Below are 14,682 nucleotides of genomic sequence, written 5' to 3'. Positions count from 1 at the left end.
GCGATACCACAACAGGAAGATGACGCATGTCGAGCGAAGGCCTTCACGTTCCCCGCGAAAAACTCAGCCGCAAGACCCTCAACCGCCACTACGCCATCACCTCACTGATCGAGGAGTTCGAGGCTGTCGACTGGTATCGTCAGCGAGCGGACGATTGCGACGATGTCGAGCTGAAGAAGATCCTGCTGCACAACGCCCGCGAGGAACTGGAGCACGCGGCCATGGTGCTGGAGTGGCTGCGCCGCGACGATCCGGAGACCGACGAGCAGTTGAAGGAGTACCTCTTCAAGGACGGCTCGATCGCCGGCCATGAGGAAAAGGCGACAGGCGCCGAAAGCTAGGCATTGAGACCGCCACGGCCTCCGCGAAGAAGGCCGTGGCGGTCGGTAGACTAGTGCTTGATCGAGACCGAAACACCGACATAGCGCGGCTCGCCGGCGATGAAGGTGGGGATGCCGAAGGCGTCGCCCGTGTTGCCGGCGTCCTTGATGTAGTCCTGCTCCAGCAGATTGCTGGCGAACAGTTCGAACTTCATCGGCCGGTTGTTGGGCTCATAGGCCAGGCGCAGGTTCAGCAGGCCATAGGCCTTCTGCTTCTCATCCTGGATCTTGTCGCCCGTCGTCTGCAGCGCGGCCAGGTCGTTGTTGTTGTCGAAGAACACTTCCGACTGCCAGGTATAGGTCGGGGTCAGGGTGAAGCGACCGGTCGGCGCGTCAAAGCCGACATTGGCGCCCAGCGAGAAGCTGTTGTCGGGCGACAGGCGGAAATGGTTGCCCTCGAACAGACCGTTGCCGAACCGGGCGTGGCTGTAGGCGTAGGTTCCGAACACCGAGGCGTTGGGGGTGATCTTGAAGGTCGACTGGCCTTCGAAACCCGTGGCCTTGGCCTCACCGGCGTTGGTCGAAACGATCTGACCGGCGGCGGTGCGGATGGAGGTTTGGAAGTTCTTGTAGTCGTAGTGATAGACCGCGCCTTCCAGGATCAGATGACCCGCCAGGAACGCGCCCTTGGCGCCGGTCTCGTACGAGGTGACTTCTTCAGCGGGGATTTCGCTGAACCGCACCGGGCCGCCCGGCGTCGCCGGCGTTCCGGCCGACACCACCTTGGGACGGCGACCCGTCGAGACGGAGGCGTAGACATTGGCGTCCTGCGTGACGGCATAGCGGCCGACGACGCGGTAGGTGACGCCATTGTCGGTAAAGCTGCGATATTCGGGCAGGCCGCCCGCCGTCGGTTGCACGAACAGGCCGCGAGCCACCGTCGCGGTGCTGCCGCCCAGGACCGAGCCGCCGTTCAGCAGCTGAGCGGCATAACCGCTTTCCTTGTCGTCATAGGTATAGCGAAGGCCGGCGGCGAGTTCGAGCTTGTCGGTCGCCTTCCAGGTGACGTCGCCATAGGCGTCATACGACTTGGTGGTGCCGTAGTTGGTGTAGCTTTCGAGGTGTTGGCTCTTGAAGGGCGCGAAGCCCGCGATCGAGTTGATCACGTTCAGGCCCGCGACGTTCGGCGCCGCGAACAGGCCACCCAGACCGTTCAGGCGAGCCGCATAGGCGCGTTCGTTGAACAGCAGGGGAACGCGCTGGTTGCCGTCTTCCCAGAAATAGCTGACGCCGCCGAAGGCGGTGATCTTGCCGCCGTTGTCATAGTTCAGGCGCAGATCCTGGCTGGCCGACTTGCCCGTCGCGTCTTCCGCGAAGGTGAACAGCGGCAGCGAGAAGCCGTCGGCGTCGAACACTTCCTCGCCCGCGAAGCGGCGGAAAGCCGTCGTGGAGGCCAGGGTGAGGGCGTCGCTGATCTTGTAGCTGGCCAGGGCCGTGGCGCTGAACACGTCGCGCTCAAGGCCCAGCTTCTGGTCGTTTTCGAAGCCCGCGACGGTCTGCAGGGCGGCGCCGGAATTACGGCCCAGATCGCCCAGGACCGCGCCGGTGTTCGGGTCGGTCGGCAGATAGGTCAGCGACTTGAACGACGTGCCCGAGGGGCTGTCGGACTGGTAGTTGACCACGAAGTCGGCGTTCAGGCGATCGTTCGGACGCCAGTTCACCGCGGCCCGCAGAGCCGTGGTCTGGGTCGAGTTGAAATCATCGCCGCCCAGCAGGTTCTTGACGTAGCCGTCGCGGTGCTTGATCCGGCCGGCCACGCGCAGCGAAACCGTATCGCTCACCGGGGCGTTGATCATGCCCTCGGCCAGCATGTAGCCGAAATTGCCGGCTTCGATCTTGGCCGAGGTCGAGAACTCGGGCCGCGCCTTGGCCTGGATGATGTTGACCGCGCCGATCAGGGCGCCGCGGCCGTACAGGGTCGATTGCGGCCCCTTGGCCACTTCGACGCGCTCAAGGTCGAACAGTTCGACATAGGAGCCGCGCGACTTCGAGATCGACACGCCGTCCTGATAGACCGAGACGCGCGGTTCGTTGGTGGCTTCGCCCGAGTCGGAGGTGATGCCGCGCATCACGAAGCCGGGGTTGTTGGGCGACTGGTTCTGCACCTCGAAGCCCGGCACGAACAGCGACAGTTCCTCGAATTCCTGGATGCCCAGGGTGTCGAGCATGGCGCCCGAATAGGCGGTCAGCGAGACCGGGACATCCAGCGCCTTCTGCTCACGCTTCTGGGCGGTGACGATCAGTTGCTCGACCTGCGAGGAATCCGCCGGCGCATCGGCTTCGGCGGCGACAGCCATGGAGGCGGAGCTCAGCGCCAGGACACTGGCGGCGGACAGAAGCAAGGTGGTGTGGATCGCGCGCATCGATTATCCCCTTCGACGACAAGCTGGACAAGGCCCGGCGGATAGGCGCCGCCCATGTCGGACACGCGACAGGTTTGCGACGGAGCCGTGAAACACCCCTTGAGCCCGACCGACGAGATCGACGAGATCGAAGATGAGGCGCCGACGCCGCAAGCCGAGGCGCGGCTTGAGGTTGCGCTTGCCGCGGAGGACGTCGGGGAGCGTCTGGACAAGGTGCTGGCGACCCGGCTCGAGGGCCTTTCCCGCGCGCGACTGCAGGCCCTGATCGCCGCCGGGCGGCTCAGCCTGGACGGCGCGACGATCACCGACGGCGCGCAGAAGGCTCGCGTTGGCCTCTACCAACTGCAGATCCCCGCCCCGATCGCCGCCGAGCCGGCGCCCGAGGACATCCCGCTCACCGTCCTCTACGAGGACGCCCACCTGATCGTGGTCGACAAGCCGGCCGGCATGGCCGCCCATCCTGCCCCGGGCAACTATACCGGCACCCTGGTCCACGCCCTGCTGCACCATTGCCGGGGCAGCCTGTCGGGCGTCGGCGGCGTGGCGCGACCCGGCATCGTCCACCGACTGGACAAGGAAACCTCCGGCGTGATGGTGGCGGCCAAGACCGACGCCGCCCACCAGGGCCTGTCGGCCCTGTTCGCCCGGCACGACATCGACCGGCTCTATATCGCCCTGACGCGCGGCGCGCCCCATCCGGCCAGCGGCACGGTGCACACCCAGCTGGGCCGCTCGCCGCACGACCGCAAGAAGATGGCGATCCTCAAGAGCGGGGGCCGCGAAGCCATCACCCACTACCGGGTCGAGGAAAGCTTCGGTCCGGCCGACAAGCCGGTGGCGGCGCGGGTCGCCTGCCGCCTCGAGACCGGCCGCACCCACCAGATCCGCGTTCACATGGCCAGCAAGACCGCGCCGTGCCTGGGTGACCCCGTCTATGGCGGCGGTCCGCCGGCCGCCGGCGTGCGGGCGGTGATGGAAGAGATCGGCTTCGCCCGCCAGGCCCTGCACGCCGCCGTGCTGGGCTTTGTCCATCCGATCACCGGCGAAACCCTGCGCTTCGAGACGCCGCTGCCCGCCGACATGGCCGCCCTGGAAGCGGGTCTGAAGACGCTGTGAGACAACAGCGCCTTGCGGCCCCGCAACAATCGCGCCCTAATTAGGCTGACGTAACGGCCTAAGGGTCGAGGCGTAGCATTCCGGAAAGCCCCGATGACCGCGACGCGTTCGATCCTCGCCCTGCTGGCCGCGCTTTCCGTGGCCGCCCCCGCGCTGGCCCAGACCCCGACGACGGGCGCCGACGAGGCCGTCTCCACCGCCGCCCACCGTGTCGACGCCAAGACCGCCGCCGAGGCCGAGAAGATCCAGGCCGAGCTGGCCGCCAGGGCCGCCGCCACGCCCGCCCCGCGCGCCCTGACCACCGAGGAACAGATCGCGGCCTTCCTGGCGACCTCGCCCGCCATCGAGCGCGGCGAGGGTCTGGTCGGCGCGCGTCCGTCCGAGGACGAAAAGCGCAAGATCCACGGCTCGGCCGGCGTCACCATCGGCACGGGCGGCTATCGCAGCGCCTATGTCTCGACCCTGATCCCGATCGGCGAAACCGCCACCCTGGGCATCGCCCTGTCCCAGACCGACCACGGCAAGAACGCCGTCTACCGCCCCTACTATGACGGCTTCGGCTATGGCGCCGATCGCGGCTGGGGCTATGACAGCCTGAGCGGCGAAGGCTATGGCCCGGGTCGTCCCGGCCGCTGGAGCCGCGGCGGCAAGAGCCAGTCGGTGGCCGTCTCCCTGGCCGTGGGCGATCGCGACGCGCGTCCGCCCGAGGGCTGCGCGCCGGCCTTCCGCGCCGACGGCCGCTATGTCGAACCCCCGTGGGCCACCCAGATGCGCGGCGACCGCAATCCTTGCGACCTCACCGACGTACACTGACAAGATGTCGCAGCCCCGCCGGACCGGACAATAATTCGTTTGGACGTCCGCGCCGTTCGCTGATGCTTAACGGCTTCGCCGCCATGGTGGCGCTATCGGGGACCATCAGGCGTTCGCATGCAGCCGGAAATTATCGCTCACCATCACCCCGCCACGGGGACGGTGACCTACCTTGTCGTAGATCCGGCCACGCTGCTCTGCGCGATCGTCGATCCCGTGCTGGATTTCGATCCGGTGACGCAGAGCATCGACACCAGCTTCGTCGACGGGATCATCGCGGAGATCCGCGCCCGCGACATGGGCCCCACCTGGATTCTGGAAACGGGCCTGCACGCGGCGCACATGTCGGCGGCCGGCCATCTGAAATACGAGACCGGCGCGTCGGTCTGCATCGGGGCCGGCGTGATCGAAAGCCTCCGACGCCTGGCTCCGGCCATGGGCGAGGACGGCGTCGATCTCGAGGGCTGGGACTTCGACAAGCTGGCCCAGGACGGCGAAGTCATGCCGATGGGCGGCCTTGAGATCACCGCCCACGCCATCACCGGTCGCCTGCCGGGCGCGTGCGCCTACCAGATCGGCGACGTGGTCTTCACCGGCGACACCGTGCTGGCGCCCGAGCTCGGCGCCGGCCGCTGCGACCTGCCCGGCGCCGACGCCCAGGGTCTGTACGCCGCCGCCCGCCGTTTCCTGTCCCTGCCCGACGACACCCGTCTGCTGGCCGGCTGGGAAGACGCCGCCGGCCACGAGACCTCGACCATCGCCCAGCAGCGCGCCGGCAATATCCAGCTACGCGACGGGATCGACGCCTCCGCCTTCGTCGCCGCGCGCCAGACCGCCGACTCGGCGCTCGCGCCCCTGCCCTATCCAGCCCAGGCCCTGCGGGTGGCGATCCGCTCGGGCAAGCTGCCGCCGCAAGGCGAGAACGGCCTGCGCTTTCCGCCCATCGATATCGGTTCTCTTTAAAAACCCACTTGCGTCCACCCTGGATCGCCAGCCATATGCTTCGCGCACGAAACATATGGAGCACAGCGTGGCCGAGGATTTCACCGCGACCCTGACCGAACGCCAGGCGGGTCATCTGCCGGACCTCCTGGGCCTGCAGTGGCTCGAGGCGCGGTCGGGCTATGTAAAGGGCCGCTTCACCGTCGCCCGGCATCACATGGCGCCCAACGGCTTCCTGCACGCCGCCAGCGTCATCGCCCTGGCCGACAGCGCCTGCGGCTATGGCTGCGTGGCCTCCCTGCCCGACGGTGCCAGCGGCTTCACCACCATCGAACTGAAGTCCAACTTCCTGGGCACCGTCCGCGAAGGCGGCGTCCTGTGCGAGGCCAGGCTGGTGCACGGCGGTCGCCAGACCCAGGTCTGGGACGCCGTCGTGACGGCCGAGGCGACGGGCAAGACCGTCGCCCTTTTCCGCTGCACCCAGATGGTTTTGCGACCCACGGCCTAGCCGCGACAGAAAGCCTGAAACAGGGACTTGCGTTACCGCGACGACACCGCTAGGTATCGCGCCCTCGACCTCGGGCGGCGCTAAAATGCTCCCGAAAGGCACCCATGGAGAGGTGGCAGAGTGGTCGAATGTACCGCACTCGAAATGCGGCGTGCCTGGAAGGGCACCGTGGGTTCGAATCCCACCCTCTCCGCCACTACCCCCTGATCAGACCGTCCGGCCAATGAGCATGGAGCGCCCGCCCCACCCTCTGATCGAGCAGGCTCGCGGGCTGCTGAATCAGGGTCAGGCCGAGTCGGCCCTGGCGGCGGCGCGGCGGCGACTGGCCGAAGCGGCGGCGGATGTCGATGCGCTGGAGATCGTGGCGCTGGTCCATCAGCGGCGCGGTCAGGCGGTCGAGGCGATCGCGGTGCTGGAGACGATCATCGCCCTGGCGCCGAGCCTGGACTGGCCGCGCGATGACCTGGCGATCCTGCTGGCGGGGCTGGGTCGCGGGGCCGAGGCCGAGGTCGCCGTCCGCGCGACGCTGGCGCTCAACGCCAACAATCCCCAGGCCCACGCCATGCTCGGAACCCTGCTGACGCAGCGGCGCGACCTGCCGGGCGGTGAGGCGTCCTTCAGGCGAGCCCTGGCCCTGGCCGGCGAGCATCCGCCGACCCAGGTGGCCCTGGCCGCCAACCTGATCGAACAGGGCAAGCTGGAAGCGGCCGAGCCCTTGCTGGCCCGCGCCGACCAGCTGGCGCCGCGCGACGGCCAGACCCTGGCCCACTGGTCGCGCCTGCGCGACGCGATGGGCGACCTGCCCGCCAGCCGCGCCTTGCTGGACCGCGCCGAGGCGGCCGGCTTCGACGTCACCCTGCGCCGCGCCGTGCAGCTGGGCCGCGAGAAACGCCACGCCGAGGCGCTGGCGGTGATCGAGGCGGTTCCCGGCCAGCCCGGCGGCGACGCCCTTCTGGAGCGCGGCCGGCTGAAGGAGAAATTGGACCGTCCCGCCGAGGCCTTCGCCGATTTCGTGGCCGGCAAGGCGCGGCTCGCGGCGCGCGATGGCTTCGCCTACGACGGCGCGGCGGTGACCCGCGAATTCGACGCCCTGGCGCGCCTGGTCGAGGCCAGAGGCCTGCCCCCTGGCGCCGCGCGGCGCGAGGGCCCACAGCCGGTGTTCGTGTTCGGCTTTCCCCGTTCCGGCACCACGATGGTCGAGCAGATCCTGTCCAGCCATTCGGCGATCGCGGCCGGCGGCGAGCTGCAGTTCGTCACCGAGATGGTCTCTGCCCTTGAGGGGGCGCTGGGCGGCCTGCCGGCGCTGTGGGAACCCGGCGTGAGCGAGACCCTGCGCGATCTCTATCTGGACCGCGCCGGGGCCTTCGGGTTGATGGACGGCGGCCAGCCGGTCTTCACCGACAAGATGCCGCTCAGCGAGGTCTGGACGCCGGTGATCCGCGCGGCCTTCCCGGAGGCGCGGCTGATCCGCATGGTCCGCCATCCGCTGGACACGGCGGTGTCGATGCTGTCGCACAACCTGACCCATGGCGAGTTCTGCGGCTATCGCATCGAGGACATCGCCAGCCACATGCTGGCGGTCCACGCCCTGACCGGGCGCTATCGGGCGGCGCTGGGCGATACGGCGCTGGCCGTGCGCTACGAGGATCTGGTGGCTGACCAGGAGGACTGGACGCGGCGGTTGCTGGCGCATCTGGACCTGCCGTTCGAGGCCGCGTGCCTGCGCTTCCACGAGAACCGCCGCTATGCCCCGACGCCCAGCTACGCCCAGGTCAGCGAACCGCTGAACGATCGGTCGATCGGGCGGTGGCGACAGTATGCCGAGCAACTTGCCCCACAGGCCGCAGCGCTGGCGGGGGTGATCGCGGACCTGGGGTACGCTGCTCCCCGTGCGGTAGAAGGATCAGGCCGGCAGTAGCCTGATCGCTTCCGCCAGGGCGTCCGCCTGCGGACCCATGACCACATGGATCGTGCGTTCGCCGATGCGGGCGAGGCCCCGGGCGCCGAGGGCCTTGAGGGCGGCTTCGTCGATGGCCGAGGGGTCGAGGACCACCAGGCGAAGGCGGCTGGTGCAGCTGCTCAGCGTCTCGATGTTGCGCGCGCCGCCGAGGGCGGCGACCAGACGCTCGGCCTGGGCCGTGTCGCCGGCCAGAACGGGCGGGGCGACGACCGGGGTCGGGACCGAGACCGGGGCTTGAACCTGAGCCTGCCTCCCGCCCATGGCGTCGCGGATTTCGCTGGCGACCTGGTCGGCGATGGGGCCGAGCACGACCTGCAGGGCGCGGTCGGAAGGCCGCACGATGCCGCGCGCGCCCAGGGCCTTGAGGCGCGGCTCGTCGATCGCGCCCTGGCCGGTGACCACCAGACGCAGGCGGGTGGTGCAGGCGTCGACCGAGGCCAGGTTGGCCGCGCCGCCCAGGGCGATCAGGAAGTCCTCGCCGCGTCCGCCGGGGGCGTCGGCGGCCGGCGCGGCCAGGGCCTCGTCGGGCTCGCGGCCGGGGGTCTTGAGGTCGAAGCGCACGATCACCCAGCGGAAGACGCCGTAATAGACCGCGCCATAGACCAGCCCCACCGGGATCAGCATCAACGGCCGGGTGGCCTTGTTGAAGTTGAGCACATAGTCGAACAGCCCGGCCGAGAACCCAAAGCCCAGCTTCACGTCCAGCAGGTTCATGATCACCATCGACGCGCCGGTCAGCACCGCGTGAACCGCATAGAGCGCCGGGGCCAGGAACATGAACGAGAACTCGATCGGCTCGGTCACGCCGGTCAGGAACGAGGTCAGGGCCAGGGAGGTCAGCATGCCGCCCACGGCCTTGCGACGCTCGGGCCGGGCGGTGTGCAGCATGGCCAGGCAGGCGGCGGGCAGGCCAAACATCATCACCGGGAAGAAGCCGCTCATGAACGCCCCGGCGGTGGGGTCGCCGGCCGCGAAGCGGTTGAGGTCGCCGGTCGCGCCGTTGAAGTCACCCAGGATGAACCAGACCACGTTGTTGAGGATGTGGTGCAGGCCCGTGACGATCAGCAGGCGGTTGAGCACGCCATAGACGAACAGGCCCACATCGCCCGAGGCGGTGACCAGATGGCTCAGGCCGTCGACCCCGGCCTCGAGAAAGCCCCAGCCGAAGCCGAACACCAGGGCCAGGCCCACGCCCGCCACGCCGGCGGCGATCGGCACGAAGCGGCGGCCGCCGAAGAAGGCCAGATACTCGGGCAGCTTGATGTTGCTGTAGCGATTGTAGAGCCCGCCGGCGATCAGCCCGGACAGGATGCCGACCGGGATCGACAGCTTGCTGATCTCCTTGGCCTTCCAGGCGGCGACCACCAGGTCCCTGGCGCCTTCGACGGCCTTGGCCGCCACCTCGGGCGGAACCGCGATCAGGGCGTCGGCGCCCTTGGTGGCGACCAGATAGGCCACTACCCCGGCCAGGCCGGCCGCGCCGTGGTTCTCGCGCGCCAGGCCCACGGCCACGCCGATGGCGAAGATCAGGCCCAGGCTGCCGAAGATCGCGCCGCCGGCGGCGGCGAACACATTGGCGATGGTCAGGGACAGGCCGCCGGTCAGGGCGGCCAGGGCCGGCGCGCCCAGCAGGTCGGGCTGGCCCACGCGCAGCAGCAGGGCCGCCACCGGCAGCACCGCGATCGGCAGCATCAGGGCGCGGCCCAGGGGCTGGAGGACTTCGAGCGGCGACCGCATCGCTTAAACTCCGGCCAGGAAGGATTGAGCGGCGTCACGCACCGCCTCGGAGGAGGTCAGCTCCAGCGCCCGGGCGGCCAGGGTCCGGCAGGCGGCCAGATCCAGGGCGCGGACCAGGGCCTTGACCTCGGGCAGGATCGCGGCGGTCGCCGACAGCTCGGTGACCCCCAGGCCCAGCAGGATCGGCACGGCCGCCAGGTCCGAGGCCGCCCCGCCGCAGACGCCCACCCAGCGCTGGTGTTTTGCGGCGCCGGCGCAGGTCTGGGCGATCATCCGCAGCACGGCCGGGTGCAGGGCGTCGATGCGGGCGGCCAGCTCGGGATTGCCCCGGTCCATGGCCAGCACATACTGGGTCAGGTCGTTGGTGCCGATCGACAGGAAGTCGGCCTCGGCGGCCAGCAGGTCGGCGGTGACGGCGGCGGCCGGGGTCTCGATCATCACCCCCAGCTCGACGCGCTCGGTGACGCCCAGCTCGCGCTTGGCCTCGTCGAGCACGGCGCGGACGGCGCGCAGCTCGTCGAGGCTGGCGATCATCGGGACCATGATCCTGCACTGGCCAACAGGACGCGCGCGGAGGATGGCGCGGATCTGGGTCTTCAGCAGATGCGGCCGCCACAGGCTGACCCGCACGCCGCGCAGGCCCAGGGCCGGGTTCTCCTCGGCCGGGATCGGCAGGTAGGGCGCGGCCTTGTCGCCGCCCACGTCCAGGGTGCGGATGATCAGCGGCTTGCCGTCCAGGGCCGAGGCGATGGCCTGGTACTGGCGGGCCTGTTCGTCCTCGTCGGGCGGGGTGTCGCGCTCCAGGAACAGGAACTCGGTGCGCAGCAGGCCGCAGCCTTCGGCCCCGTTTGCGGCGGCGGCGACGGCGTCGCCCAGCGCGCCGACATTGCCGAACACCGCGATGCGCTGGCCATCCAGGGTCACGCAGCTCTGATGGGCCGAGGCCTTGGCGCGGGCCTTGCGCTCCTGGCGCTGGGCCAGCCGGGTCTGGGCCGCTTCCAGGGCCGGGGCGTCGGGCGCGACGCGCAGCTGGCCGCTGTCGGCGTCGAGGATCAGGGCCGTGCCGTCGGCCACGGTCAGCACCGCGCCGCCCACCGCGACCAGGGCCGGTATGCCCATGGCGGCGGCCAGGATGGCCACATGCGAGGTGGGTCCGCCGCGCGCGGTGCAGAACCCGGCCACCAGGCCCGGATCCACGCCCATCAGCTGCGAGGGCAGCAGCTCGTCGGCCAGCAGGATCGCGCCGGCCGGCAGGGCGGCGGCGCTTTCCTCTTCGCCGATCAAGGCGCGCAGCACCTGGCGTTCCAGATCGATCAGGTCATCGACCCGCTCGGCCAGGCGCGCATCGCCCAGGCCGCGCAGGGCGTCGACATAGCCGCCCACCGCGCCGCGCCAGGCAAAGCCGGCGCTCTTGCCCTGGTCGATCAGGGCGCGGGCCACGGCCGACAGCTCCGGATCGTCGAGGAAGGCCAGGTGGGCGTTGAGGATCGCCTGGCGGGCCTTGTCGCTTCTGGCGGCCGCCGCCTCCAGGCGCGCGCGGACCGTCTCCAGCGCCTGGGTCAGGGCGGTGTGTTCATGGCCAGGATTGTCGCCCAACTCGCGGACGGTGATCTCGCTGGACGACAGGCGCACGGCCTTGCCGATGGCCAGGCCCGGCGCGGCCAGCACGCCCTTGAGCACGCCGTCCCGGGGCAGGGTGACGGGGCCGGCTTCGACCGAAGAGGGGGCCGGGGACGGAGTCGGGACGTGCGCGGCGACCGGGCCGCCCTCGCCCATGCCGCCCTCGATCAGCTCGGCGACGGCGGCCAGAGCCGCTTCAGCGTCGGGGCCGCTGGCGGTGATGGACAGGCTGTCGCCATGGCGCACGGCCAGGGCCATCACCCCGACCGGGCTGCGGGCGCTGGCCCGGCGCTCGCCGGCCACCAGCGCGACCTCGGCGGTGAAGGCGCGGACCGTCTCGACGATGCGGGCGGCGGGGCGGGCGTGGAGGCCATGGACCAGCGGCACGACCACCCGGCGGACGATCTCGCCCCCAGCCTCGGCCACAGTCGAGGCGCCGGCGGCGGACTCGGCAGTCTCAGCGGCGATCGGCGACAGCGCCATCAGCTCGTCGCCCACTTCGGCGGCGCGATCCTGCTGGCGGCGCACGATGCGGAAGGCGTCCAGATTGGTCACCACGATCGGCGTGATCAGGCTACGGACGTTCTGGGCCAGGAAATCCAGGTCGAAGGCGATCAGCGGCTCGCCGGCCCTGACGCTCTGGCCCTCGCCGACCAGAACCTCGAAGCCCGCGCCCGCCAGGGCCACGGTGTCCAGCCCCAGATGCATCAGGATCTCGGCCCCGTTGGCCGCCCGCAGGGTCACCGCGTGGCGCGCCCGGTGCACCGTCAACACCACCGCGTCGCACGGCGCGTGCAGCACCGACCCCGTCGGATCAATCGCCAGCCCGTCCCCCAGCATCCGACCCGCAAACACCGCGTCCGGCGTCTCCTCAAGCGGCGCTATCCAGCCCTTCAGCGGCGATGAGAGCACAAGGTTGGACACGGGCTTCAAACTTTCTTTCGAGACCTAGTTCGCGGGCTTCACGGTGACCTGGTCGATCACCCAGAAGGGATCCAGGGTCCTGGACGTGAAGGTCAGGCACAGATCGACCTTGCCCGTCTTCGCCGGCAGCCGTCCGGCAATCGTCGAGACCGCCGGATTTAGCGCGGCCTTGCCCAGCGGCAGGGCGGCGATGCGTTCGCCGTCGCAGACCCCCGCCCGGGCCAGCCGGACCTCCAGTTCGCCCTCGGGCGTGGCCGGCGGACGCAGCGGAATATGGTCGCGATCCTTGCCCACCTGGAAGTTGAACGGGATCTGGCCGATCCGGGCGGTCAGCGCCGCGCCCTTCGACAGGTCCGCGCCTTCCCAGATCCAGCAGGGATTGAAGATGTCGACGTCGAACATCGCCCGCTTGTTGAAGTCGCGCGGCGCGTCGTCGATCAGCTTGAGCGTGACCTTGTCGGTGCAGCGCTTCAGCTGGCCGCTGCTACGGGTCCACAGCGCGGCGGGATCGATCGTTACGGCGCGTTCGCGGCCCAGGGCCTTGCCGTCCACATAGGCGCGCGCCTTGACCACCGTCCCCTTGGGCAACTCGAGGGCGCCCGCATAGGCCGTCGAGGTCGCGGTCGGCGCCCTGCCGTCCGTGGTGTACCGGATCTCGCCGATGCCAAGACCGTTGGACAGGGCCAGCCGGGTCTTGCCGCCCTCGCCTGCCGACAGGGTCGCCTGCGGTTCGAAGGGTACGGTGTTGGCCGCCACGCCCAGGAGTTTCAGCCGGGCCATGTCGGCGGGCATGCGGCGGGCGAAATCGTCCCAGCTCACGACCGTCTCCGGCGTCCAGGCGCGCTCGGCCAGCGCCACGGCGCGGGGAAAGGCCATCTGCTGCAGGCGTTCGTCGGTCTGCATGTGCTCGGTCCAGACATTGGCCTGGACGCCGAGGATGTGCTTGCGCTCCTCGGCCGACAATTGCTCCGGCGCGGGATCGAACGCGTAGACGTCCTTGAGGCTGATCACCTTGCCCCGGCCGGTCGGCTCGTCGGGCGAGGGGCTCTGGCGGTTGTCGAGATAGAGCACCGGATGCGGTGACAGCACCGTGTCGTGACCCTGCCTGGCGGCGGCGATCGCCCCGTCGATTCCCCGCCACGACATCACCGTGGCGTTGGGCGCGAGACCGCCTTCCAGGATTTCGTCCCAGCCGATTAGGCGGCGGCCGCGCGCCTCCAGCGATTTGCCGACGCGTTGGATGAACCAGCTCTGCAGGTCATGCTCGTCCTTGAGACCCAGTTCCTTGATCTTGGCCTGGATGCCGGGGCTGGCCTTCCACTGATCCTTGACCGCCTCGTCGCCGCCGACGTGGATGAAGGTCGACGGGAAGATGTCCATCACCTCGTTCAGCACGTCGTCGAGAAAGGCGAAGGTCGCGTCGTCGGTGTTGTAGAGCCAGGGGAAGACGCCCCAGTCCCCCATCTTGCTGGCGTCGGGCGGGGCCACACCCAGTCGCGGATAGGCCACGATCGGCGCCAGGGCGTGGCCCGGCGTCTCGATCTCAGGCACGATGGTGATGTTGCGCGCGGCCGCGTAGGCCACGAGCTCTCGGGCCTGATCCTGCGTGTAGAAGCCGCCGTACGGGGGATAGTTCGCCGCCGCGCCAGGATCTTTCCGCCAGGCGCCGACCTGCGTCAGCCTCGGATACTTCCTGATCTCCAGCCGCCAGCCCTGATCGTCGACCAGGTGCCAGTGCAGCGTGTTGAGCTTGTGGACCGCCATGGCGTCGATGACGCCGCGCAGGGTCTCGAGGCTCTGGACATGGCGGGCGCTGTCGACCATCAGGCCGCGCCAGCCGAAGCGCGGGGCGTCCTCGATGCTGACGGCGGGAAGGGCGACCGGGCCGCGCGCATCGTCCTGCGTCGCCAGCTGCCACAGGGTCATGGCGCCGTAGAACAGGCCTGCCCGCTTGGCGGCGGTAATGGTCACGCCTGACGGACCGGTCGTCAGGGCGTAGGCCTCGCCGGTCGCGCCGCCGCGCGCCAGCACGATGGCGGCCTCGCCGGCGAGCGGCGCGCCCTCGACGACGGCGGGCCTTAGGCCCCGCGCCCGGAACAGCAGGTCGGAAAGTTGCTGGGCCACACCCCTGGCCTCGACATCGCCCTGGGCGACGAAGATCCGGGTCTTCGCCGACAGGGCGAACGCGCCCTCGGCGGTCGACAGCCTGGCCGGGGCCGGCGTCAGGGCCAGAGGCCCCGCCAGCGCAGGAATGGCGGCGGTCAGGGCGGCGAGAGACACCAGGGCGGCGACGGCGGATCGGGCGAGGGTCATGGACAG

Annotated in this window: 10 protein-coding genes and 1 tRNA gene; 7 read left to right on the top strand and 4 right to left on the bottom strand. The window is 69.9% G+C overall.

The genetic code is table 11. The features are described from left to right. The first annotated feature begins 26 nt into the window (after positions 1–26). A complete protein-coding gene (locus ACQY9P_RS09125; RefSeq protein WP_421739575.1) occupies positions 27–341 on the top strand; it encodes a ferritin family protein in 315 nt (104 codons plus the stop codon). Between the two features lie 50 nt (positions 342–391). On the opposite strand, the gene ACQY9P_RS09120 is transcribed toward ACQY9P_RS09125, so the two are convergent. Then, positions 392–2,743 carry a TonB-dependent receptor gene (locus tag ACQY9P_RS09120; RefSeq protein WP_421739576.1) on the bottom strand — a complete coding sequence of 784 codons (2,352 nt, stop codon included), beginning with the start codon at positions 2,741–2,743 and terminating at the stop codon, positions 392–394. 99 nt (positions 2,744–2,842) lie between these two features. Here ACQY9P_RS09120 and ACQY9P_RS09115 point away from each other — a divergent pair, with 99 nt between their 5' ends. The 6 genes from ACQY9P_RS09115 (at position 2,843) to ACQY9P_RS09090 (ending at position 8,040) form a co-directional block, all read left to right on the top strand. Further along, positions 2,843–3,859 carry an RluA family pseudouridine synthase gene (locus ACQY9P_RS09115; protein ID WP_421739577.1) on the top strand — a complete coding sequence of 339 codons (1,017 nt, stop codon included), beginning with the start codon at positions 2,843–2,845 and terminating at the stop codon, positions 3,857–3,859. Between the two features lie 93 nt (positions 3,860–3,952). After that, positions 3,953–4,672: a hypothetical protein gene (locus tag ACQY9P_RS09110; protein WP_421739578.1), complete on the top strand. Its 720-nt coding sequence runs from the start codon at positions 3,953–3,955 to the stop codon at positions 4,670–4,672. Between the two features lie 117 nt (positions 4,673–4,789). After that, positions 4,790–5,635 (top strand): MBL fold metallo-hydrolase, encoded by an 846-nt coding sequence (locus tag ACQY9P_RS09105; RefSeq protein ID WP_421739579.1) that lies wholly within the window; start codon positions 4,790–4,792, stop codon positions 5,633–5,635. Between the two features lie 67 nt (positions 5,636–5,702). Beyond that, positions 5,703–6,122, top strand: a complete 420-nt coding sequence (locus ACQY9P_RS09100; RefSeq protein ID WP_421739580.1) for a PaaI family thioesterase — start codon at positions 5,703–5,705, stop codon at positions 6,120–6,122. 106 nt (positions 6,123–6,228) lie between these two features. After that, positions 6,229–6,318: transfer RNA gene (locus tag ACQY9P_RS09095), tRNA-Ser, on the top strand. 27 nt (positions 6,319–6,345) lie between these two features. Further along, positions 6,346–8,040 (top strand): sulfotransferase, encoded by a 1,695-nt coding sequence (locus ACQY9P_RS09090; protein WP_421739581.1) that lies wholly within the window; start codon positions 6,346–6,348, stop codon positions 8,038–8,040. On the opposite strand, the gene nagE is transcribed toward ACQY9P_RS09090, so the two are convergent. From nagE to ACQY9P_RS09075, 3 genes are read right to left on the bottom strand one after another with little or no spacing between them, the layout of a single operon-like run. Next, complete coding sequence (gene nagE, locus ACQY9P_RS09085) at positions 8,026–9,819, bottom strand: N-acetylglucosamine-specific PTS transporter subunit IIBC (protein WP_421739582.1); 1,794 nt, start codon at positions 9,817–9,819, stop codon at positions 8,026–8,028. The genes ACQY9P_RS09090 and nagE overlap by 15 nt on opposite strands. Positions 9,820–9,822: 3 nt before the next feature. Then, on the bottom strand, positions 9,823–12,363 hold the full coding sequence (ptsP, locus tag ACQY9P_RS09080) for a phosphoenolpyruvate--protein phosphotransferase (RefSeq protein WP_421739583.1): 2,541 nt from the start codon (positions 12,361–12,363) through the stop codon (positions 9,823–9,825). A 24-nt stretch (positions 12,364–12,387) separates the two neighbouring features. Further along, entirely contained in the window at positions 12,388–14,676 is a 2,289-nt protein-coding gene (locus ACQY9P_RS09075; protein ID WP_421739584.1) for a beta-N-acetylhexosaminidase, read from the bottom strand. Between the last annotated feature and the right edge of the window lie 6 nt (positions 14,677–14,682).

The organism is Caulobacter sp., from assembly GCF_965279145.1.
Taxonomy (GTDB): domain Bacteria; phylum Pseudomonadota; class Alphaproteobacteria; order Caulobacterales; family Caulobacteraceae; genus Caulobacter.
The sequence above is the reverse complement of the archived record's forward strand: the minus strand, read 5'-3'. Positions and strand labels throughout refer to the sequence as shown.

What these genes read in the sequence shown, in the direction of transcription:
- nagE (WP_421739582.1), bottom strand. Translation starts at nt 9,819, where the DNA reads ATGCGGTCGCCGCTCGAAGTCCTCCAGCCCCTGGGCCGCGCCCTGATG.
- ACQY9P_RS09110 (WP_421739578.1), top strand. Translation starts at nt 3,953, where the DNA reads ATGACCGCGACGCGTTCGATCCTCGCCCTGCTGGCCGCGCTTTCCGTG.
- ACQY9P_RS09125 (WP_421739575.1), top strand. Translation starts at nt 27, where the DNA reads ATGTCGAGCGAAGGCCTTCACGTTCCCCGCGAAAAACTCAGCCGCAAG.
- ACQY9P_RS09090 (WP_421739581.1), top strand. Translation starts at nt 6,346, where the DNA reads ATGAGCATGGAGCGCCCGCCCCACCCTCTGATCGAGCAGGCTCGCGGG.
- ACQY9P_RS09105 (WP_421739579.1), top strand. Translation starts at nt 4,790, where the DNA reads ATGCAGCCGGAAATTATCGCTCACCATCACCCCGCCACGGGGACGGTG.
- ACQY9P_RS09120 (WP_421739576.1), bottom strand. Translation starts at nt 2,743, where the DNA reads ATGCGCGCGATCCACACCACCTTGCTTCTGTCCGCCGCCAGTGTCCTG.
- ACQY9P_RS09075 (WP_421739584.1), bottom strand. Translation starts at nt 14,676, where the DNA reads ATGACCCTCGCCCGATCCGCCGTCGCCGCCCTGGTGTCTCTCGCCGCC.